Origin of the sequence: Roseiarcus sp., assembly GCF_052145395.1 — a bacterium.
In the GTDB taxonomy this organism is placed as follows: Bacteria; Pseudomonadota; Alphaproteobacteria; order Rhizobiales; family Beijerinckiaceae; genus Roseiarcus.
Map to the genome: position 1 here is coordinate 13,317 of NZ_JBKQOT010000573.1, position 20,452 is coordinate 33,768.

Consider the following 20,452-nt stretch of genomic DNA (forward strand, 5'->3'; position numbering starts at 1 on the left):
GACAGCCACTGGGGTTGGTATAAGGGGCGTCGACCGCCCCGTCGCAGAGCAATTCCTCACGCCGCCGCGGCCTCGACTTTCGGCCTGGGCCTGAGCCCGATCAGGTGGCAGATGGCGAAGACGAGGTCGGCGCGGTTCATCGTGTAGAAATGCAGCTCCTCGACCCCGTGGTCGATCAGGTCGATCACCTGCTCGGCGCAGACCGCGGCGGCGACGAGGCGGCGCGTCGCCGGGTCGTCCTCGAGCCCCTCGAACCGGTCGGCGAGCCAGTTCGGGACGGTCGCCCCCGCCCGCCGGGCGAAATTCGCTGTCTGCCTGAAATTCTGCACCGGAATGATTCCCGGCACGATCGGGACCGTGATCCCGGCCGTCTCGGCGAGGTCGCGGAAGCGGAAAAAGCAGTTGTTGTCGAAGAAGAACTGGGTGATCGCCCGGTCCGCGCCGGCGTCGACCTTTTCCTTCAACACCTCGATGTCGCGCAAGAGCGTCGGGCTCTGCGGATGCCGCTCGGGATAGGTCCCGACCGAAACCTCGAAGCCGCCGATGCTCTTGGCGTCGGAGACGAGTTCGGCGGTCTTGCGATAGCCGTCGGGATGAGGCTCGTAAGGCGTGTCGAGGCCGGTCGGCGGATCGCCGCGCAGCGCCACGATATGTCGCACGCCGGCGCTGTGATAGGCGCGCAGGACGTCGCGGATCTCGTCTCGCGAGGCGCCGACGCAGGTCAAGTGCGCGGCGGGCTTCATCGTCGTCTCGTGGACAAGACGGGCGACCGTCGCATGAGTGCGCTCGCGCGTCGTGCCGCCAGCGCCGTAGGTGACCGAGACGAAAGCTGGGTCGAGCGGCTCGAGCCGCTGCGCCGCCTCCCACAGGTTCGCCTCCATCTCCGGCGTCTTCGGCGGAAAAAACTCGAACGAGACGCGAACGCGCGCCCCTGACCGGCTCGGAAGGACAGGCTTGGTCATCAGGCGAACTCCGTATCGGCTTTCTGAAATCCATCCGAGAGGATTCTCGGGTCCTCGGCGAGCCACAGTGCGACCGTCAGCTTGCCCGATTCGCCCGGAGCGGGCGCGACGCGCGTCGAGCGCGCGGCGACGAGGCCGGCGTCGGCCAGAAAGCCCTCGATCTCGGCGAGCGGGAAGCCCAGCCGCCGATGGGCGAAATCGGTCCGCAGGAATTCCTCGTGGTGGGCGTCGAAATCGACCACGACCAGCCTGCCCGAAGGGGCGAGCGCGCGCGCCGCCTCTTTCAGCGCCCGGGCGGGGTCGTCGAGGAAGTGCAGCACCTGATGGATGACGATGAGGTCGTAGCCGTCGCGCTCGACCGGAGGCGCATAGACGTCGCCCTGGCGGAGCTGCACGTTGCGAAGTCCAGCCTGATCGATGCGGCTGCGGGCGAGCGCCAGCATGGCCGCGCTCTGGTCGACCCCGACGGCCCGCACAGCGCGGGGCGCCAGGAGCTCCAGCATGCGTCCGGTGCCGGTGCCGAGATCGAGCAGGCTGCGGAACGGCTTGTCGCCAATCAGCGCCAGAAGCGCCGCCTCGACTCGCACCTCGGAGGCGTGCAGGGCGCGGATGCGGTCCCAGTCGGTCGCCTGCTCGGCGAAATAGGCCGCCGCCTGTTTGCGCCGCGCCTCGCGGGCGACCTCGAGCCGGGCGCGGTCGGCTGCGAGCACGGGGTCGTCGGGATCGAGACGGCGGACGAGATCGCGGGCGAGTTCTCCGCCCGGAGGATCGGCGAGGCGGAAGAACGCCCACGCCCCCTCGCGCTGGCGGGCCGCGAGGCCAGCCTCGGTCAGGAGCTTCAGATGGCGCGACACGCGCGGCTGCGACTGGCCGAGGATGGCGACGAATTCACTGACGGTCAGCTCCGCCTCGTCGAGCAGGCAGAGGATGCGCAGCCGCGTCTCCTCGCCGGCCGCTTCGAGGCCCGCGAGCAGGGTGGGGAAAGGCGTCGCCGAGACAACGGGCGCGTATCGGTCTTTAGACATAAACATATCTATATGTCTAATTCGACAGCAATGCAAGAGGCGACGGGTTCAAGCGTCGGCCCCGGTGAGAGAGGTCCGGACCCCCCTACTGACCTTCCTGATCGACCCCGCCGAAACATGCGCAACGGCTTGCTAAATTGAGATTGTCGACGCTGCCTTTTCTGGGACTTTCAGTGGGTGTGTTGCGGAAAGGTTTTCTATATGGGCCGGCTGGCATCCAACGCGGAGGCGAAACCGAGCATAGCGAGATTGCTTGCGCTGCTCTTACTGCCGGCGTTTGCGCTCTACGGCACGTTTAACGGCGTTCAGCAGATCGTCCTTCCCTTGCAGGTAGAGCAGGTCGACCCAACGGGAAAGGTCGGGCGTCTCGCACTTATCGTAACAATTTGTTCGATTGCCTCTGTCGTTGGGCTGGGAAGTGGTGGCGCGCTATCAGACGCAACGAGGAGCCGCTTTGGCCGTCGAACGCCCTGGCTCGCCGGGATGGCGGTGGCGTCCGCGGCGCTGCTCGTGATTATGGCGCGGCAGACGAGCTTGGTCGTCATCGTCACAGTCAGCGCAATTCTCTGGTTTGCGCTGAATTTCTTCCAGGCCGCGCTACTGGCCGTGATACCCGACCGTGTGCCGGCGTCCCGCAGGGCTATGGCTTCATGGCTTTTTGGATATGCAGGTCCAGTCGGCGCACTGATAGGGATTAATATGTGCGCGTTCGCCTCGCTGAATGGGGGCTATGCGGCGCTCGCGGTATTCCTCGTTCTCGCGACCGCTGTGTTCGTCGTCTTCGCGCGAGAAGGCCCTTATGCCCCGAGTGCAACGACTTCGCCCTCGCAGGCTAAAGGGTCGCTATTGAATGCGGCCATTCGGTTCGCAGAGAGTTTCTCATCTCGAGATTTTGCGCTCGCCTTCACAGCGCGAGCTCTTTTGTTCTTGGGGCAATTCACGGTCCTTGGCTATCTCCTCTATGCGCTGCAGGACTATGTGGGCGTCCAGAGCCTGCCGGACCACAGCCCGCAGATTGCGGCCGGCCTCGTTAATACGATTCGGACAATGGCTTCGATGGCCGCGCTTGCGCTTGCCGGATGGTTCATGCAGCTGACCAATCGGCGTAAGCTCTTTTTGCAGGTCTACGCCGGCATGACAGCCGCTGCGTTTATCGTGCCTATCGTGAGTTCGACCTGGACCGGGATGTTGATCTTTTCCGTTCTCAGCGGCGCCGCCTACGGGGTATTCGCCTCGGTTGACCTGGCAATCATGTCCCACGTGCTGCCTGCGCGCGACTCTGCTGGGCGCGATATCGGTTTGCTTGCCGTCGCAGGAGCCGCAGCGCAACTGTTGGCGCCCGGCTTAGGCGGGATGCTCATCCACAACTTCTGTTACACGACACTGTTCGCCTTCGGTGCAATTGTGACGCTTTTCGTGGGCGCGGTGAGCGCCTTCATCCGCGGCCTGGAATAAAATGCGCCCGCCGGTCCCATAGGCGGATTGGAGAAGCCGAGAAAGAGAGCCACGATGCGGTCACCTCAGCTGAGACAGATTTGCGTGGATGAGCACCACCGCCGCGGCGCGATCGCCGATCGCGCCGACAACGCGCTTTACAGATCCGGATCGCACGTCATCAACTGCGTACGCGCTGCGCACGCTTGAATCGCGGGTGGCGGAGGCCAGCCCTTCAGCAGTTTGAGCGGGCGTTCGCCCAGTTCGGCTTCGGCGACGATCAGCGCATGGAGCCATTCGGGCGGAATCAGCAGCGCTTCGACATCCTCTTCCGCTTCTGCGTCGACCACCGCAGCGCCAGTGGAGAGCTGAGCGACCTCGCCGGTGAATTGTCCCGGTGCGTGGCGCACGCCTTGCGTCATGAGCCCGATACCGTCTCGTGCACTCACCGTGAGCGCGCCTTTCAACATCACAAACATGCCGGGCGTCCGCTCTCCCGCCCCGAACAGCCGCTCACTGCGGCGGTATTGCCGACGTTCGCCAAACCGTTCGACGCGCGTGATGTCAGCCTCGCTGAGTCCTGCAAAGGCCAGATCGCGACGCCCCGCGATGACAGTCTCGTATGGATTCGTTTGCATATGCCCGCGGTCATGGGTTCGCTAAGTCTCCCTGGGCGCCCCGCCTGGCCCCATGGCGCGCCGACATTCGATTCACGCCGTCAAGCCGAGCGCTCCGGAACGATTGCGAAGAGAAAGCCGAGGCCTTCGGCCATGGTGAGGTGCGAGATGACGGCGTCGCGCAACTTCGTGTGCGGAAGCCCCGCCATCATCGCGGTCTGGACGACGGCCACAACCTCGCCGGCCTCGGCGCCGATCATGGCGAAGCCCAGGATGCGATCGTCGCCCGCGCTGACCACGACCTTCATGAAGCCTGTCTTCTCGCCGGTCGCCTCTGTGCGCAGGACCTGGCTCATCGGCAGCCGCCCCACCCGCACCGGGACGCCCTGGCGCTGAGCCTCGGCTTCGGAGAGGCCGACGCGCGCCAACGGCGGGTCGGTGAACATGACATAGGGAACCAGCCGATCGCTGGTCGCTCGCGCGCCGCCCGCCATATTGTCCGCGACGATCCTGAAGTCGTCGACCGAGACATGGGTGAACTGCGGGCTTCCGGCGCATTCCCCTATCGCCCATACGCCCGGAGCAGACGTCTGCAGGCGCTCGTTGACGCGGATGAAACCGCGCGCGTCGAGTTCCACGCCGGCCTTGTCCAGATCGATGCCGGCCGTATTGGGAATCCGACCGACCGCCACGAGCAGGTGGCTGCCTTCGATCTTCCGCTTTCCGTCGGCCGTCCGTGCGTTCACAGCCACCGTGGCGCCGGAGACGCCACTGACGCCTTCCGGTTGGACGTTCAGCATGACCTCCACGCCTTCATTGCGCAGAACTGTCTCGATCTCTTGAGCGACATCCGGGTCCTCGCGCCCCATGAGCTGGCGGCCGGGTTCGATGATCGTGACGCCGCTGCCGAAACGTCGAAATGTCTGGGCCGTTTCGACGCCGACGTAGCCTCCGCCCAGCACGATCAGATGCGACGGCAGGGTATCAAGCTCGAGCGCCTCGATGTGGGTGAGCGGGCGGGCCGCTCCGAGACCGGGAATGGCGGGAATGGCGGCGTGCGAGCCGAGGTTGAGGACGATTTCAGCGCCATCGAGCGTACGCGCGCCGCCATCGTTCAGCGCGACTTCAATGACCTTCGGGCCGACGAAGCGTCCGGCGCCCATGATGAGTTTGGCGCCGCTCTCCTTGTACGCTTGCAGATGAATCGCGATCTCGCGATCGACCATGTCCTGCTTGCGACGCAGGACTTTGCGCATGTCCGTCCTGATCTCGCCTGTGAGCGTGCCAAACTCCGCAGCATGGCGGACCATGTGCGCGACACGCGCGCTCCATAATTCATTCTTGGACGGCATGCAGGCGACCGCGGGGCACGAGCCGCCGACCCACCGGCGCTCGACGACGGCGACCCTCTTGCCGGACCTGGCGAGCTTCCACGCGAGCAATTTCCCGCCCTGACCGCTGCCGAGAATGACGACGTCGAAATGTTCGGACTGAGGCATGCTTCTCTCCCAGACTGAGGAGTGGAACTTCCGATCGAGTTGCAAACCGCCAAGCGCCGGTCAGCGCCTGCCGCCGGCGCGTTTGCCTACCGCTGTCCCCCGGAGGCCGAAATGCGCTCGCCGGTCACCCAGGCGGACTGGTCGGAGGCGAGGAACAGCGCAACCCGCGCAATATCGTCAGGCCGGCCGAGCCGCCCCATGGGAAGCTTGAAGCCCAACGCCTGCGCCGATTCGGCGCTGAGGCCAGCGCTTGCGAAACCTTCGGTCTCGGTCATGCCCGGCGCGATGGCGTTGACCCGGATTCCCCTATCGGCCAACTCGACAGAGAGCTCGCGCGTGATCGTGTCGATCGCGCTCTTGGACGCCGAGTAGACGAGCGTATTTGGCGATGGGTTTGTGCTCGCGATGGTGCTGAGGTTTATGACGCTGCCGCCCGAGCCGTCGAAAGCGTTGACGGCCTCCTGGGTGGCGAGGATTGCGCCCAGAACATTGGTGTTGAACTGGCGATGAAAATCCTCTTCGGTCACCGCTTCGAGGGGCGCGAAGCTATAAACGCCGGCGTTGTTCACAAGCACGCTGGGTCTACCCAGTCTCTCCTTGGTCTCATCGAACAGACGCTTCACGTCGGCGCGCTTGGCGACATCGGCCTGGATGGCGACCGCTTTGCCCCCCGCTTTGACGATATCGCCGACGACCCGATCGGCGTCGCTTCTGTTCGAGGCGTAATTGACCGCAACCGCAGCCCCTGCTGCGGCGAAGGCGCGTGCGATGGCCGCGCCAATCCCCTTAGAGGCTCCTGTGACAATGGCCACTTTTCCCGTCAGCTCGCCCATGATCGCGCTCCTTGCTCACATCCGTCGGGCCTGCCGTTCGCGGGGCCGTTGACGGCTGGCCAATGAGTTAGGTCTGTGCAAAGCGAGGACTAGCGTCACGATCGGTATAAAATAAATGCGGTGAGCGTATGAACGACCGGCTGCAGCAACTGGCTCTTTTCGTTCGCACCGTCGAAACCGGGAGCTTCTCAAGTGCGGCCCACGAATTTGGGCTCACGCAGCCTTCCGCTTCGCGAGCTGTCGCGGCGCTCGAAAGTCGATTGGCCGTCAAACTCATCACAAGGACGACGCGGCTAATTTCCGCGACGGACGCGGGCCTGGCCCTGCTTCCGCGAGCGCGCGAGGCGCTCGCCGCCGTCGAGGACGCCGAGAATGCCGCGCGCGGCGCCGACCAGCTCTCCGGCGTGCTGCGCGTCGCTCTCCCGCCGACCTATGGAGCGCGGCGGATCGCTCCCCTTCTCCTGGCCTTCCTCGATCGGCGCCCGCTCTTGAAGGTCGATTTGTTGATGTCGGACCGCTACGAAAATCTCATCGCCGAAGGCGCCGACCTTGCGCTGAGGATCGGTGACCAGCCGGACTCAAGCTTTGTAACGCGCAAGCTCGAAAGCGCCCGACGTCTTTTCGTTGCCGCCCCGTCTTACCTTGCGCGACGGGACCCGCCGAAGACCCTCGCTGACCTTTCGCGGCATGACCTGATCGTTGGTCCTGTCTCGCTTGGCGAACAGACCTGGTCCGCGCGCCGGAATGGGCGGATCGAAGTCGCCGCCGTCGAGGCGCGCGTCCGCGCGACCTCCGCAGCCGGCGTCGTCGCCTGCGCGGCCGCCGGGCTCGGCGTCGCCATCGCGTCGACATGGATGTGCGCGGAGGAGCTTGCCTCCGGCGCGCTCACGGAATTGATGGCCGACTACGCGCTCGATCCGATCTCCGCCTTCGTCGTTTTTCCCGCCGGCCGGCGAGCGTCGCAGAAAGCGCGCGTTTTCGCTGACTACCTCGAGCAAGCGATGACACAATCCCGGATTTCCTCTCTCGATCCACCGGCCGGATTCGCGCGATCGTGATGCACCCCTCGCATCGCCGCGGAGGGCCCTACTGGCGCAATTGTCGCGTTCCGCTTTCGACCGCAATCCGTCGCATCGGTCGCATTCGTCGCGCCGCTTCAATGGGGAGAGTCCGCGCAGAGCTGAAGTTCGCGGGCTTCCTTGCCGCGCAGATCACGTCGTCACAAAGCTCATTTTGGCGATTTGCGTATCTTCTACGCTAATCCCGGAACGGTAACTTGGAACCCGTCTCCGCGAGGCTCTTGCCGACGCAGCGGTGAATGCCGAAACTGAACGAGAGATGCTGGCGAGGACGGGGACGGTCGATGATAAAGCGATCAGGTTCCTCGATCGCCTCTTCGTCGCGATTGCCGGAAATGTACCACAGGGCGATTTTGTCGCCCTTGCGGATGGTCTGGTCGGCGATCTCCGCATCCTCGAGCGCGGTGCGGCGCATATAGGCGATCGGGGTCTGGTAGCAGATGATTTCTGGAACCATGGATTTGATCAACTCGGGCTTCGTGCGCAGGGCGCGTCTCGCGCTCCTTCATGCGGCGAGACGCCGACCCTCCAATTGATCGCCAAGGCGGGGGACGCCGTCACACCGCGCGTGAGTGGCGCGGCTTGTCGCCGGCTTCAGCGAGATGGGCGTCGAACAGGGCGGCGACCGAACGGACGAAGGGCCGTCCGCGTTCGCTGACGGCGATCCGCCGTCCGTCCCACGACGCCAGCCCGTCCTCGATGAATTTCTGCAGGCCTTGCGCCGCCTGCGCCAGAGGCGCCGGGTCGGCGACGTGTTCGGCGGCGACCGCTTCGACGTCGACCTCGAGATCGCACATCACCCGCTCGATCACGTCCCGCCGCAGCCGGTCGTCAGCGGTCAGCGCCACGCCCCGGACGGTCGCCAGCCGCCCCGCCTCGATCTCCTTGGCGTAGGCGGCCGCGGTCGGCGCGTTCTGGACATAGCCCTGCGGCAGCGATCCGATGGAGCTTGCGCCGAACCCGATCAGCGCCGGCGCGGCGTCGGTGGTGTAGCCCTGGAAGGAGCGTTTGAGCCGGCGCGCCGCCGCCGCTTTCGCCATGGCGTCGCTCGGCAGCGCGTAATGGTCGAGACCGACCGGGACATAGCCGCCTTCCTCGGTGAGGACGCGGTGGATCGCGTTCAGTTGCGCGTAGCGTTCGGTGGGGCCCGGCAACTGCTCTTCCGGGATCAGCGCCTGATGCCGCTTCATCCACGGGACGTGGGCGTAGCCGAACACGGCGACCCGGTCCGCTTCGAGGTCGAGGGCACGCCGCGCCGTGCGCGCGACGCCCTCCTCCGTCTGCAGCGGCAGGCCGTAGATGAGGTCGAGATTGAGCGAGCCGACGCCGAGCGCCCGCGCGGCCAAGGCGCAAGTCGCTGTCTCCTCGTAGGACTGCATGCGGCCGATGGCGCGCTGCACGGAAGGTTCGAGGTCCTGCACGCCAAGGCTGATGCGGGTCACGCCCATCGGCCCGAGCGCCTCACGTCTATCGTCGGGCAGCGAGGTCGGGTCGATCTCGATCGCGACCTCTGCGTCGCGCGCGAAGGCGAAGCGTTGCTTGAGCCGGTCCATGACCGCGATCAGGCAGTCGCCGGGCAGCGAGGTCGGCGTGCCGCCGCCCCAATGGACGTGCGAAACAGCCGGCCGCCGGCCGATCACCTCCGCGACATGGTCGATTTCGCTGAGCAGCAGCGCCGTATAGTTTCGGTGCGAGGCTTCCAGCCGGACGACCGAGGTGTTGCAGCCGCAATAGAGACAGAGCCGGTCGCAGAACGGCACGTGCAGGTAGAGCGACAGCGGCGCGTCGGCCGACAATTGCGACAGCCAGCCCGCGTAAACGCTCGCGCCGACCGCCGGGGTGAAATTCGGCGCGGTCGGGTAGCTCGTGTAACGCGGCAAGCGGCCGTCGTAGCGGGCGATGAGCCGTTCGACGTCGGAGGACGCCGTCGCCGGCGCGTTAAGGATTGCGGTCATGCGCTGAACCTTGTTGTTCCGGCGACCATTTATCAGCAAGTGGGGCGCGATTGCGACCGGACGGTGCGGCGCGTTGCCGCGCGGCCGGTTGCGCGCCGCGGGCGCCCGCGGGATAGTCGCCGGCGGCGTCCGGGAAAGGAAGACATCGCGCGATGAGCCATCACGAGCAGTTCTATATCGGCGGCCGGTGGGTCGAACCGGCCCGCCCGGCGACCCTGGACGTCGTCGATCCCTCGACCGAGCAGCCCTTCACCCGGATTTCGGCCGGCTCGGCGGCGGACGTCGACCGCGCCGTCGCGGCGGCCCGCGCGGCGTTCGAAGGCGCTTCGAGGACGTCCCGCGAGGAGCGCCTCGCGCTGCTGCGGAGCATCCTTCGTCACTACAACACCCGGGCCGAGGACCTCGCCGAGGCGGTGTCGCGCGAGATGGGGGCGCCCCTCCCCTTCGCGCGCAACGCGCAGGTCTGGGCTGGGCGCGTGAATCTTGAGGCGACGATCGAGGCTCTGGAAAGCTACGAATTCAGCCGCATCCGCGGCTCGAGCCTGATCGTCAGGGAGCCGGTCGGCGTCGCCGCCCTGATCACGCCGTGGAACTGGCCCCTCAACCAGATCGTCTGCAAGGTCGCGCCCGCGCTCGCTGCCGGATGCACCGTGCTCCTTAAGCCGAGCGAGATCGCGCCCGTAAGCGGCCTGATCTTCGCCGAGATCGTCGAGGCCGCCCAAGCGCCGGCCGGCGTCTTCAACCTCGTCAACGGGACGGGACCGGGCGTCGGTCAGGTCATGGCGAGCCATCCCGGCGTCGACATGGTGTCGTTCACCGGCTCGACCCGCGCCGGCGTGCTGGTCGCCAAGGCGGCCGCGGACACCGTGAAGCGGGTCGCGCAGGAGCTCGGCGGCAAATCGCCGAACATCATCTTGCGCGACGCGGATTTCGCGGCGGCGGTCAGCGAGGGTGCCAGATCCTGCTTCTCCAACAGCGGCCAATCGTGCGACGCCCCGACCCGGATGCTGGTTCCGGCCGAACGCCACGACGAGGCGCTCGCGCTCGCGGCCGCGGTCGCCGAGGGGCTCAAGGTGGGCGATCCGCGCGAGCCCGGCGTCGATCTCGGGCCGGTGGTCAATGAGGCCCAGTTCGGCAAGATCCAGCGTCTGATCGAGGCCGGCGTCCGGGAGGGCGCCAAACTCGCCGCCGGCGGGCCCGGCCGCCCGCCCGGCCTCAACCGGGGCTATTACGTCCGTCCCACGGTGTTCGGTGGCGTGACGCCGGACATGACCATCGCGCGCGAGGAAATTTTTGGCCCTGTCCTGTCGCTCCTCGGCTACCACGACGAGGACGAGGCGGTTCGTGTCGCCAACGACACCGTCTATGGCCTCGCAGCCTACGTGTCGTCGGCCAATCTCGAGCACGCGCGCGCGGTCGCCGCGCGGCTGCGCGCCGGCACGGTCAACCTCAACTATCCGGCCTGGGACATTCGCGCCCCGTTCGGGGGGTTCAAGCAATCGGGCAACGGGCGCGAATACGCCGACTTCGGCATCGACGACTATCTCGAATGGAAGGCCGTCGTCGGCTATGGCCGATGACTGAAATCGAACGCTCGGCGCTCAGCGGCCAATGTCGTCAGGGGGGCGGACATCCCAGCGACCATCTGCTCGCGTTCCTCGACGCGCTGTAGGCCGCAAGACTATGGCGAACGGAATTGGGGCAAGGTCCGCTCGACGCCTTGAAAATCCACCTGAGCGCCGGCTACGCCACCAACCATTCGGCATAGTTCGGCTCTCGGTATAAACCGCCAAGCCCAATGACGTCGATCCGCGCGCCTGGCTCGCCGACGTCCTCGCCAAGCCGCCCGACCACCCCGCTCATCGTATCGGCGAGATGTTGCCCTGGGCCTGGAAGGCCCGCCAAGAGGCCGCGGCCCGAACGATGAACACGTGCTCTGAAGGACTCCGGGTCCGCTCAGAGCGCCTCGCCTGGGAACAACAGCGCCTGGAACGGGTCGGCGTAGCGAATGAGCGCCGGACGCGCTCCGTCGAGCGCCAAGGTCCGCAAGTTACCCGTCATGGGATGTTTCGACGTTCCGACCTTGAGCGTAAAGTCATCGCCGCCGCCGATCTGGGACGGCGTCAGCACTCTGATCGCTGTTTTCATCAGCCTGCCGCGATGGAGCGTGAACGTCAGGATGTCGGCCGGCGGCGCGAGGACGGATGCGTCGCGCTGTCCGTCAAGCACGGCGATGAGTTCGTTGTCGCGGTCGCGAAGGATCGTCGAGAACCTCTTGCCCTTTGACTCGACATCGATCGCCGCTACAAACTTGTTGTAGCCCCAGATCTCCCGGCCAGCGCGTTCGGCCACGCCCGTGGTGACGGGAAGGTTCACCACGTAGTTCGCCGGGATCGGATCGCCCGGCGCCTCCGCCAGTATGGTCAGTCCGACTTCATTGTAGGGACCGATATCTGTCACGCGATACTCGATGCAGTAGAGGTCCACGACCGCCTTTCCGTCCTCCTGAAAGACCGCTCGCAGGCAGGTTCCGCTCAGGAGGTTGGACGCTTCATCCGGTCCGGTCAGAAAGGTGGCGACGAGGCACTGAACGTCGAAGTACCGGATGGGCAACCAGCACTCGGTTCCATCGCTCAGAGTCCGTCTCTGGAGCTGCAGTTTGATCGACGGCGTCGCAAACGCGGCGGCGCCGTAGGGCTTCCGAAGGGGGGGCGTGTCGTCGCGCTTCCTTTTGTCGTCGTCGAGGATTGCGAGAGCGCGCGCCACAAGCCCGGACGCGTGGTACGCGACGTCGCCCTGCATGATTGGCGGCGCATGCGCCGTCGACCCGAATTCATCTCGTCCCCGCAAGGCGGCGCCCACTTTCGTCGCCTTCGGCAATGCCCTTTCATTCATAGGCTAGGCCTCGCATGTCTTTATCAATCGAGGACACGAAAGCGATCCGCGACGCTGGACTTGAGCCGACCGCGTCCATCCGCTCTCGCCCAAATCGTACGCGCTCATGGCGCGAGTTCGTCAAGCAATTGCTTGGCCTGCTTCAGATCGACAGTATTGAAGCCTTCGGTGAACCAGCCATAGACCGGCGCGAGAAGGTCGTGGGCCTCTCGCGCCTGGCCCTGAGCACGCCTGAGCCGCGCAATGTTCGTCGCCGCCCGGAGCTCCCAGGACTTCGCATTCTGCCCGCGAGCAACCTCGAGCGCGCGGGCAAAGAAAGCTTCCGCTTTCGCCTCCCCCGCGGGCGAAAGGAGCGCGATCTCTCCGCCGATTCGGTTCGTTTCGGCCTCATGCCACCTCTCGTTCGTCGTGTCCTGTGCGGTCGTCGCCTCGGCAAAGCGGGTCCACGCCTCGTCGAAATGACCGATTCTCGCATTGGCTCTCGCGAGATGGGACAGGAACAGGGGAGCCCACATCGTCGTCTCGGTCGATCGCATCGCCTCGACGCCACAGGTGATGGTTCGAACCGCCTCGAGATCGTCGCCGGCCACGGCTAGCAGGCAACCTCGCTGCATAATGCCCCACGCGCCCCAGAACGATGAATTGATTTGATCCTTCAAGGGGACGTATTCGGCGACAAGCGCGTTCGCCGTCTCGTAATTCCCGCAGTGGATGTGTGTCCAGATGCTGAAATTCAGCACGTAAATGAGTGTTGGACCGTGGCGCGTCTCGCGCGCGATCTTGAGCGCCCGCTCCGCGTCGGCAAGCGCGGTCTCCGGATAGCCGAGCAGCCATGACGCAATCGACCTCCAGGCGAGGGTTGACGCGCCGACGTCCTGGCCGAACTGCGTCGCTAGAGGTCGATGCTCTTCCGGACGGTAAAGCGCGAACGCGCGGTCGAGATGCGTTCGCCCTTCGCCGACAGACCCCGTATGGAGGAGGGATAGCCCCATCAGGCGGCGCCCGATCATGAGCGCGGCCATCGCGCTCTGCATTTCCGCCAGCGCCAGAAATTGCACGGCAAGCTCAAGCATGACGTCGCCGTTGAACGCGACGAGGTTCATGACCCAAATGCCGTAAAGGACGGAGAACAGCAGCAACGGATCTTCGGGGGGCTCGCCGAGCGCCTGGGACCGTTCGATGAGCACGCGCGCCCGCTCGACCGCCGCTCGAGTCTCCGGAGCCGCATAGCCGCGGACATGGAGGAGCGGGGTTATGAGGTCCACCTGAAACTTGATCTCGTCGCGGCGCAGCGCTGGCGTTGACGGCAGCATCGCGATCAGATCGAGCGCGCGTTTGAGCTGTTCCGCCGCTTCGACCACAGCCGAGAGCTGTGCGGATCGCTGGCCCGACTTGCCCCACAGCGCCGCAGCCTTTGCGATATCGCCGGCCTGCGCCCAGTGGCGCGCCAGCACCTCGGGTTTTTTCTCGGCGATCTCGCCGAACTTGCGCTCGAGGGTTTCGGCGATGCGGGCATGAAGCTGGCGGCGTGGCTCGCGCAACAGCAGCCCATAGGCCGCGTCCTGCACCAGGGCGTGCTTGAACAGGTAGGTCGCGTCCGGCGGTACGCCCTGCCTGAACAGCAGCCCCGCCCGCATAAGTTTGTCGAGCTGCATTTCAAGGATCGCTTCGGGTCTGCACGCGACCGCAGCGACGAGCTCATGCGAGAATTCGCGGCCAATAGCCGCCCCGATCTGCGCGAGCTCTTTGGCGGCGCCGAGTCGATCGAGCCGCGCCATTAACGACGCGTGCAAGCTTGCTGGGACAGCCATTGCCGGAGAGGGAATCAGCGCCGCGGCCCGCAAAGCCTCATCCTCGGAAGCCGTCTCGATCATCGCCTTCGTCATTTCTTCGACGAACAGCGGAATCCCGTCCGTGCGCTCGATGATATCCTGGCGGATGCCCGCGGGAAGAGAATTGTTGCCGACCAGAAGATCGATCATGACGTCGACCTCGCGGGGCCCCAGCCGATTGAGGGCGAGAGCGGTCACGTGCGACTGCTCGATCCAGGGCGACTCGAATTCCGGCCGGAAGGTGATGACGAGCAGCACGCGATGAGCCGCGATGTCGCTTATCAACCGCCCGAATAAATCCAGGCTCGTGGGGTCCGCCCAATGCGCGTCCTCGAACACCATCAGGACCGGAGAAGGGCTGGACAGGGCTTCCATCTGCCTCACGAGCGCGTCCATCGTCAGTTGCCGGCGTTGCCTCGGCGCGAGTTCGAGCGCTGGATAGCGTCCATCGTTCGGCAACGACAACATTTCGGCAATGAGCGCCGAGTCCTGGGCTGACGTCGACGTCTGCCGAAGGAGGGCGTCGACTTTGTCGAGCTTCGCTTGCAGAGCGTCGTCGCGGGTCAAGCCGGCGGCGCGTTCCAGGTGGGCGATAACCGGGTAGAGCGCGCTATTGGTATGCTGCGGAGAGCAGAAATAGCGCAGGTGAGTGTAGGCCTCGGTCGCCAGAAGGTCCATGAGGGCGGCGGTCAAGCGCGATTTTCCGATTCCGGCCTCGCCGGAAAGCAGAATCGCTTGACCTTCACCCTCCTTCGCCTTTGACCAGCGGCGGCGCAGAAGGTCGTACTCTTCCTCGCGTCCGACGAGGGCGATCATCCCGCTTGGGTGCAGCGCGTCGAAGCGCCCCGTTGAGGACCGAGTTCGGACCACGCTCCAGACCCGTACGGGCGCGGCGATGCCCTTCAGGTCGCACAAACCGAGGTCCTCGAACTCGAACAGGTCGCCGAGAAGTCTTCGCGTGCCGTCGCTGATCACGACCATGTTCGGCTTGGCGATGCTCTGCAGGCGAGCAGCGAGGTTCGGAGTATCGCCGACGGCTCCCGAATGGATCAGGTTGCCCACCACGACCACGCCGGTGGCGATGCCGACCCTGAGCTGTTGGGGAACGCGGGTCCCGAGTCCTGCGACTGCGGCCGTGAGCTCAAGCCCGGCCCGAACAGCTTGCTCGGCGTCATCCTCATGGGCCTGTGGATAGCCGAAATACACCACGGCCCCGTCCCCCAGATATTGAGCGACGGTTCCGCCAAAACGGCCCATCGTTTCCTCGACGCATCTCGAATATGCCGAAAAGACGTCCCGCAGGTCCTCCGGGTCCATGCCGGTCGAAAGCGCTGTCGAACCGACCAGGTCGGCGAACAGCACTGTGACCTGGCGACGCTCGGCCTCCTCGCGTTGCGGTGATGCGGGCATCCCCGCGAGTGGACCCGCGGGGATCAGATCGGCGATGAGACGCAGAATGCGCCGCCGATCTCCCAGCAGGACGCCGAGCTCCTTGAGATCCTCGTCCGTAAGATCCGGCAGGACAGATAGATCGATCCGGCTCTCGGCGAAGCGATCCGCGTACTCCGATAGGCTGTGGGAACGAAGCCATTCTCTGATCCCCGACATCCCAGCTCTCCGCAGTATGACCAGGCCGCACGCCGCCGATCCTTGCCGCTACATGTCCCGTCGCACGAGGAAATCGACGCAAGCGCGAAGCCACTCGAGGTCAGGACTCGCGGGCGTTCCGGCGAACGCCGACGTATCGAACTCGCGCGCCGCAGCTTCCGCGAACGCGCTCGCCGCTTGCCGCGCCCACTCGATGCTGCCGCCGCCAGCAATGATGTCGTGCAGTCGCATGACCTCGCGCGGCAGGCGCCGCTCTCGGGGCCTCGCAAGCAAGCCGATCATCCATTGGCGATCCCGGTCGCGGGCGTGACGCAGCGCATGGGTCAGCAGGAGCGTGCGTTTGCCCTCCCAAAGATCTCCGTCGATCTCCTTGCCGTAGCGCGAGACGGCCCCATTGAGATTCAGGACGTCGTCGGTGATCTGGAACGCCAGCCCGAGAAGGTAGCCGAAGCGATTGAAACGGTCGAGCTTGCGATCGTCGCCGTCGGCGATGAGCGCGCCGATTCGCAACGGGTGAATGAAGCTGTACCAAGCAGTCTTCTTGAGAACGAGCCGAAAGTAGTCGTCCGGCGTAACGCTCTGATCGTTGTCGCGCACCCAACCCAACTCGATCGCCTGACCTTCCAGGGTCTCTACGACGAGGTGGTCGACCTCGTCAAGGAGGCGCAGCGTCGCAGTCGGTTCGATCCTTTCCGCGGTCTGGCGAAAGAGGCGCATGGCGAGCGCATTCATCGAATCTCCGGCATTGACGGCAATGGGGACGCCTACGCGACGATGCATCGTCGCGACGCTGCGTCGAAAGTCGCTCCCGTCTTCGATGTCGTCGTGCACGAGAAACGCATTGTGCAGCATTTCGAGGCCGGCTGCGGCCGGCAGCGCGTCCTCGGCGCGGCCGCCCAACGCTCGCGCGGTCGCGATGCATAGGGCGGGCCTGAGCCCCTTGCCCGAACGTCCGAGAAAATCCGTGACCAGCCCATAAAGATGGCGCTGCGGCTCCCGGCTCGGAACGCCCGCCGCGAGCGTGTCTTCGATCATGTCCCGGTACCATTTCAGGCGCTCGAAAAATCCGGCTGGCCCCGGGATGGCGTCGACGTCCGGCGCGCCGTCGACGGCGCCAGATGAAGTGGCCTGAGGGGTGGGCGCGCCGCGTGCGCGCGGGTTTGAGGCGAAGTCGACGGCAGGCGCATCCTCGACGTCGCCTGACGCGCCGCCGACGCGGTCGAGCACGCGGGCGAAGGCTTCGCCGAACGGGGCGATTTGCTCGAGAATAGGCCGTGCCCGCTCGAGCGCCGGAGAAGCGCCGCGGATCGCCTGGGCGGCCACCTGGACAAGCGAATCGTCCCAGGGGAGGCCGGCCTGGAAGCGAGCCGCGTCGTAGAGCCGCCATGGTTTGAGGATTTCCGGCTCGTCAAGCGGCCAAATCTCACAGCGGCTTCCGACGAAGTTCACGGAATCGAGCAATCCGTTCACCGCGCGCCGCGCGGCTTCGTTGGCGCCCTCCATCGTCGCGAGATCCGTGTGCGTGCGCACGTAATCGGAAGCCAGAAACAGGTTGGGAATCGCAGTGGTCGCCTCGGGCCGTAGGGCCCACGTGTCGACGAGGTTGACCAGCAACGGCTCCTTATTTGACAGGAACCCCGGACGGGCAGGGTCCTGGTCGATGTCCGCGTCGAGGAACCAGGAGTGCAGATCCTCGTCGCGCAGCTGTTCTTCGCCGACATTGATCGAGCGCCTGAGCTGAGTCCAGGTCTCACTCACGACCTCCTCGCGTGAGCATTGCATCGCAGGACGTCCATTCGATCCCACAGCCGTCCAGTCGGAAACGTCGACCGAAAGCACGCCGCGCACGTCGCCGAACAGCTCGCGCGGCGCCTGGGGCCAGAACTGCGCCTGCGAGATGCTCGTGAGCGCCCATTCGGTGTCGATGTGAATGACGTGCCCATGCGTGATCGGGACGTCGCGATGAAGGTAGAACTGGACCCCGTTCATCCACTCCACATTGGCGGCGAGCGCGCGCAGACTGGCAAGCGACGGGTCGGCCGCCACGAGACGGGGGTTCAGCATGGGGGCGATGCGCTCGATCGGGAGCGCCGCCACATAGCAGTCGCCGTCGAGGACCGCGCGCTTTCCATCCTGGCGCACGACGACGCCTGCGACCCTCCCCTTCTCGCACAGGATCTCCTCGATCTGCACGTCTCTAACGTAACGCACGCCGCGCGATTCGAGATAGGCGAGCCAGGGATCGATCCAAACGAGGTTCGTCGGTCCGTCGAGGACGCGATCGGTCGATCCCGCGCCCGGATTCAGGAGCGTGAGCATAAGTTGCACGAACACGTCGCCGATGGTGCGTGTGCTTGCCTTGCGCGCCTTGGCTGCGACGAGAGAGCGCGTGATGCCCGCGGCCAGGAACTTCTGATACGACAGCGACCGCTGCTGCGCGGCCACGAACTCCCACCAGCTCGTCTTCTCGTATTCCGCGATCCGGCGCTGCTTGCACGAGGTGAGGATCTGCCAGACCCGGGCGCCGAATAGCGCGAGGTCGTCGGGCGTGAGATCGGTGATCGGCGAGAAGGCCAGCAGAATGTCGCGCAGCACCGTCCCGGCGTCGCGGGGCGCAAGCGGAAACTGCGCCGGGACAGTGAACGCAGGCTTCCCGTATTGGGTGAACCCTACGCGGGTGGTCGGCGTCAGGTGATCGGAAACCTTGCGTCCGTCGAAGGTCGGCGTCCGTTGCATGGTGTCGATAACGTGCTTGTAGAACCCGGGGAAGAAGCGGAACCCGTGCTCGCCCGGGAGCTCATGCCCGACCGAACCAGCGCGGCCGGGAGCGAGCTGATGTCCGCTCGTGTGTTCACCCTCGTCCGACACCGGGACGCTGCGCGCCTTGCCGCCGGCGATGACGCCGCGCTCGAGCACGACGACTTCGAAGCCGCGCTCGATCAGCTCGTGCGCCGCGCTCATTCCGGCGACGCCGCCGCCCAGAACGATCACTTTCGTCGGCATGGGTCACAGTGCCGCTGGGGTTGATCACGCGCCATGGCTTGGCTCTTTGGGCTTCGAGCGAAATCCTGCCTTATTGGGCGCTCTCTGACGGCTTCAGCTTATTGATCGCCTTAACGATATCGTGCGTCGACTTGCTGATGATCCCGTGAAACCCCGGTTCGGCAGAACCGGACTTTTGAGGGGTCGGCTTGTCCACGACTCCGTCCTGATTGGCATTGGGATCATAGTTCAGCACCCGGATGAGTTTTCCTTGGAGCGTCGTCACGACAACGGTCAGCAGCTCGTCGTTCGAGACATTCTTCAAGGTCAGCCTGATATCCTGCTCTGCGACCTCTGGCTTCACGGCCACGCCGTCGACGTATATCTCGACCCTCGCTTCCTTGTTGTCGACCAGCTTCAAGTCGTCCTTCGTCAGGCCGAACTCAGCGCTCGCGGCGCCCAAATCGGAGTCGCGAATGACGATGGTGAGATCTGACATTTGGTGAACTCCCGTTTTGCCACTGGCGCGGTGACGGCGGTCACAGTCGGCGGTTTCTGTGCGGTTGGCGGCTGTCGTCGGCGATCCTGTCTCGGGCGGCGCGGGATGGACCCCCGACGGTCAAAGCTGCATGAAGAGTTGGACGATGGCCTCGGGCTCCCGAATTCGGAGCGCAATCTTCTCGGACACACGGAAGACGAAGACCGGGTCCGTGGTCACCTGGACAAACTGAAGGTGCATGTCCGTCGCGACGACGAGTTCGACGGGCGCTCCGCCGAGCGCCACGACCACGCCGCTGTTTCCTCCGAGCGCGTCGAGCGTTGAGGTGCGCAGCAGCGGACCGCCGCCGAGGAACGGCATGATCCGGTCCTGCGGCATGACAAGCGAACCCACGTCAGGGGTCTGCGCCACAAGAAACAGGCCCTGTCCGAGCGTCACGGCGAACGGGCCGAAGTGTCCATTCCGCTCAAGGAGACCAATCGCTTGGGACACCGCGGCCACGATCGCGTGGCCCCTTTGGTTGGCCGGCGCCGCCGGAACCGGGACCCACCATCGCGCACCCAGCGTCCAAAGACCGCGCGCCGGCAACGCGCCAGTGATCTGCCAGATGGCCGGAAGGCCGCCGATCCCGGCTGGCGGCGTGGATCCTCCAAGATTTATCGGGCCCGCCGCCAATCCCCTGAAGATGACTGCGTCCTCGAGGCGGGCGACCACGTTGGCCGCGCGCCGGAACAGGGCAAGAACGCTCGACAACTCAGGGTCGGCCATCTGCGCATTGCGCACGGGCGCCATCACCTGCAGCGTGGCGAGCCTGATGGTGTCCCGATCATTAATGTTCAGTTGGCTGCGTCCGACAATGGCTTGGGCTGCGGGGTAGCTGATCTCCTGCTGTCGCACATAATCGGCGTCCGGCGGAAGCGGCCCATAGAGCGGCAGGAAAGTCGCCGCGACGCGGGCGCGGTGCGCTTCTTCCTGGATCGCCTGATTGACGCGGCTCCATTGCTCGTCGGTCCATGGAACTTGCGGGTCGTTTGCCATCGTGTCGCCCTCGGTTGCGTTCCCCTCGCCTTATTTTACGGCGAGCCGTCTTATTTTTGCGGCGTAACCATCTGATTTCCTGTTTCAGCTTCCCATTCTCAAACCTCCCCGACACTTTCGAAGGGCCGCGCGCTTGAACGTCTTCCCCGCACTTCGACGAGATAGGCGTCGTACTCGACCCGCAACGCCTTCAT

The 20,452-nt window shown here is 65.4% G+C and carries 14 protein-coding genes and 2 pseudogenes; 4 read left to right on the top strand and 12 right to left on the bottom strand.

Annotation, left to right across the window (positions count from 1 at the left end; genetic code table 11):
• Positions 1–56: 56 nt before the first annotated feature.
• Entirely contained in the window at positions 57–962 is a 906-nt protein-coding gene (metF, locus tag ACLP25_RS19750) for a methylenetetrahydrofolate reductase [NAD(P)H] (RefSeq protein WP_442470864.1), read from the bottom strand.
• Complete coding sequence (locus ACLP25_RS19755) at positions 962–1,987, bottom strand: ArsR/SmtB family transcription factor (RefSeq protein ID WP_442470865.1); 1,026 nt, start codon at positions 1,985–1,987, stop codon at positions 962–964. Before ACLP25_RS19755 ends, metF begins: the two co-directional genes overlap by 1 nt.
• 249 nt (positions 1,988–2,236) lie before the next feature.
• On the opposite strand from ACLP25_RS19755, the gene ACLP25_RS19760 reads away from it, so the two are divergent.
• The gene (locus ACLP25_RS19760) at positions 2,237–3,442 is read left to right on the top strand and encodes an MFS transporter (protein WP_442470866.1); all 1,206 of its coding nucleotides are present in this window, start codon (positions 2,237–2,239) and stop codon (positions 3,440–3,442) included.
• A gap of 137 nt (positions 3,443–3,579) precedes the next feature.
• Here ACLP25_RS19760 and ACLP25_RS19765 read toward each other — a convergent pair whose 3' ends face one another.
• The 3 genes from ACLP25_RS19765 to ACLP25_RS19775 form a co-directional block, all read right to left on the bottom strand.
• Positions 3,580–4,059, bottom strand: a complete 480-nt coding sequence (locus ACLP25_RS19765; RefSeq protein WP_442470867.1) for a Crp/Fnr family transcriptional regulator — start codon at positions 4,057–4,059, stop codon at positions 3,580–3,582.
• An 80-nt stretch (positions 4,060–4,139) separates the two neighbouring features.
• Positions 4,140–5,537 (bottom strand): mercuric reductase, encoded by a 1,398-nt coding sequence (locus ACLP25_RS19770; RefSeq protein WP_442470868.1) that lies wholly within the window; start codon positions 5,535–5,537, stop codon positions 4,140–4,142.
• 86 nt (positions 5,538–5,623) lie between these two features.
• The gene (locus ACLP25_RS19775) at positions 5,624–6,370 is read right to left on the bottom strand and encodes an SDR family NAD(P)-dependent oxidoreductase (RefSeq protein ID WP_442470869.1); all 747 of its coding nucleotides are present in this window, start codon (positions 6,368–6,370) and stop codon (positions 5,624–5,626) included.
• A 128-nt stretch (positions 6,371–6,498) separates the two neighbouring features.
• On the opposite strand from ACLP25_RS19775, the gene ACLP25_RS19780 reads away from it, so the two are divergent.
• Entirely contained in the window at positions 6,499–7,428 is a 930-nt protein-coding gene (locus ACLP25_RS19780) for a LysR family transcriptional regulator (protein WP_442470870.1), read from the top strand.
• Positions 7,429–7,630: 202 nt separating this feature from the next.
• On the opposite strand, the pseudogene ACLP25_RS19785 reads toward ACLP25_RS19780, so the two are convergent.
• Both ACLP25_RS19785 and hemN read right to left on the bottom strand, forming a co-directional pair.
• Positions 7,631–7,936, bottom strand: a pseudogene (locus ACLP25_RS19785) (cytochrome P450); the annotation flags it as partial.
• Positions 7,937–8,006: 70 nt separating this feature from the next.
• Entirely contained in the window at positions 8,007–9,404 is a 1,398-nt protein-coding gene (gene hemN / locus ACLP25_RS19790; protein ID WP_442470871.1) for an oxygen-independent coproporphyrinogen III oxidase, read from the bottom strand.
• 152 nt (positions 9,405–9,556) lie between these two features.
• Between hemN and ACLP25_RS19795 the strand changes: the two genes are divergently transcribed.
• Both ACLP25_RS19795 and ACLP25_RS19800 read left to right on the top strand, forming a co-directional pair.
• Entirely contained in the window at positions 9,557–10,984 is a 1,428-nt protein-coding gene (locus ACLP25_RS19795; RefSeq protein WP_442470872.1) for an aldehyde dehydrogenase family protein, read from the top strand.
• Positions 10,985–11,189: 205 nt separating this feature from the next.
• Positions 11,190–11,315: pseudogene (locus ACLP25_RS19800) on the top strand (transposase domain-containing protein); the annotation flags it as partial.
• Between the two features lie 45 nt (positions 11,316–11,360).
• On the opposite strand, the gene ACLP25_RS19805 reads toward ACLP25_RS19800, so the two are convergent.
• The 5 genes from ACLP25_RS19805 to ACLP25_RS19825 form a co-directional block, all read right to left on the bottom strand.
• The gene (locus ACLP25_RS19805) at positions 11,361–12,299 is read right to left on the bottom strand and encodes an acetoacetate decarboxylase family protein (protein WP_442470873.1); all 939 of its coding nucleotides are present in this window, start codon (positions 12,297–12,299) and stop codon (positions 11,361–11,363) included.
• Between the two features lie 104 nt (positions 12,300–12,403).
• Positions 12,404–15,739 carry an AAA family ATPase gene (locus ACLP25_RS19810; protein ID WP_442470874.1) on the bottom strand — a complete coding sequence of 1,112 codons (3,336 nt, stop codon included), beginning with the start codon at positions 15,737–15,739 and terminating at the stop codon, positions 12,404–12,406.
• 48 nt (positions 15,740–15,787) lie between these two features.
• A complete protein-coding gene (locus ACLP25_RS19815) occupies positions 15,788–18,742 on the bottom strand; it encodes an FAD-dependent oxidoreductase (RefSeq protein ID WP_442470875.1) in 2,955 nt (984 codons plus the stop codon).
• Between the two features lie 70 nt (positions 18,743–18,812).
• A complete protein-coding gene (locus ACLP25_RS19820) occupies positions 18,813–19,220 on the bottom strand; it encodes a hypothetical protein (protein WP_442470876.1) in 408 nt (135 codons plus the stop codon).
• A 120-nt stretch (positions 19,221–19,340) separates the two neighbouring features.
• Complete coding sequence (locus ACLP25_RS19825) at positions 19,341–20,258, bottom strand: encapsulin (RefSeq protein WP_442470877.1); 918 nt, start codon at positions 20,256–20,258, stop codon at positions 19,341–19,343.
• Positions 20,259–20,452 lie beyond the last annotated feature (194 nt).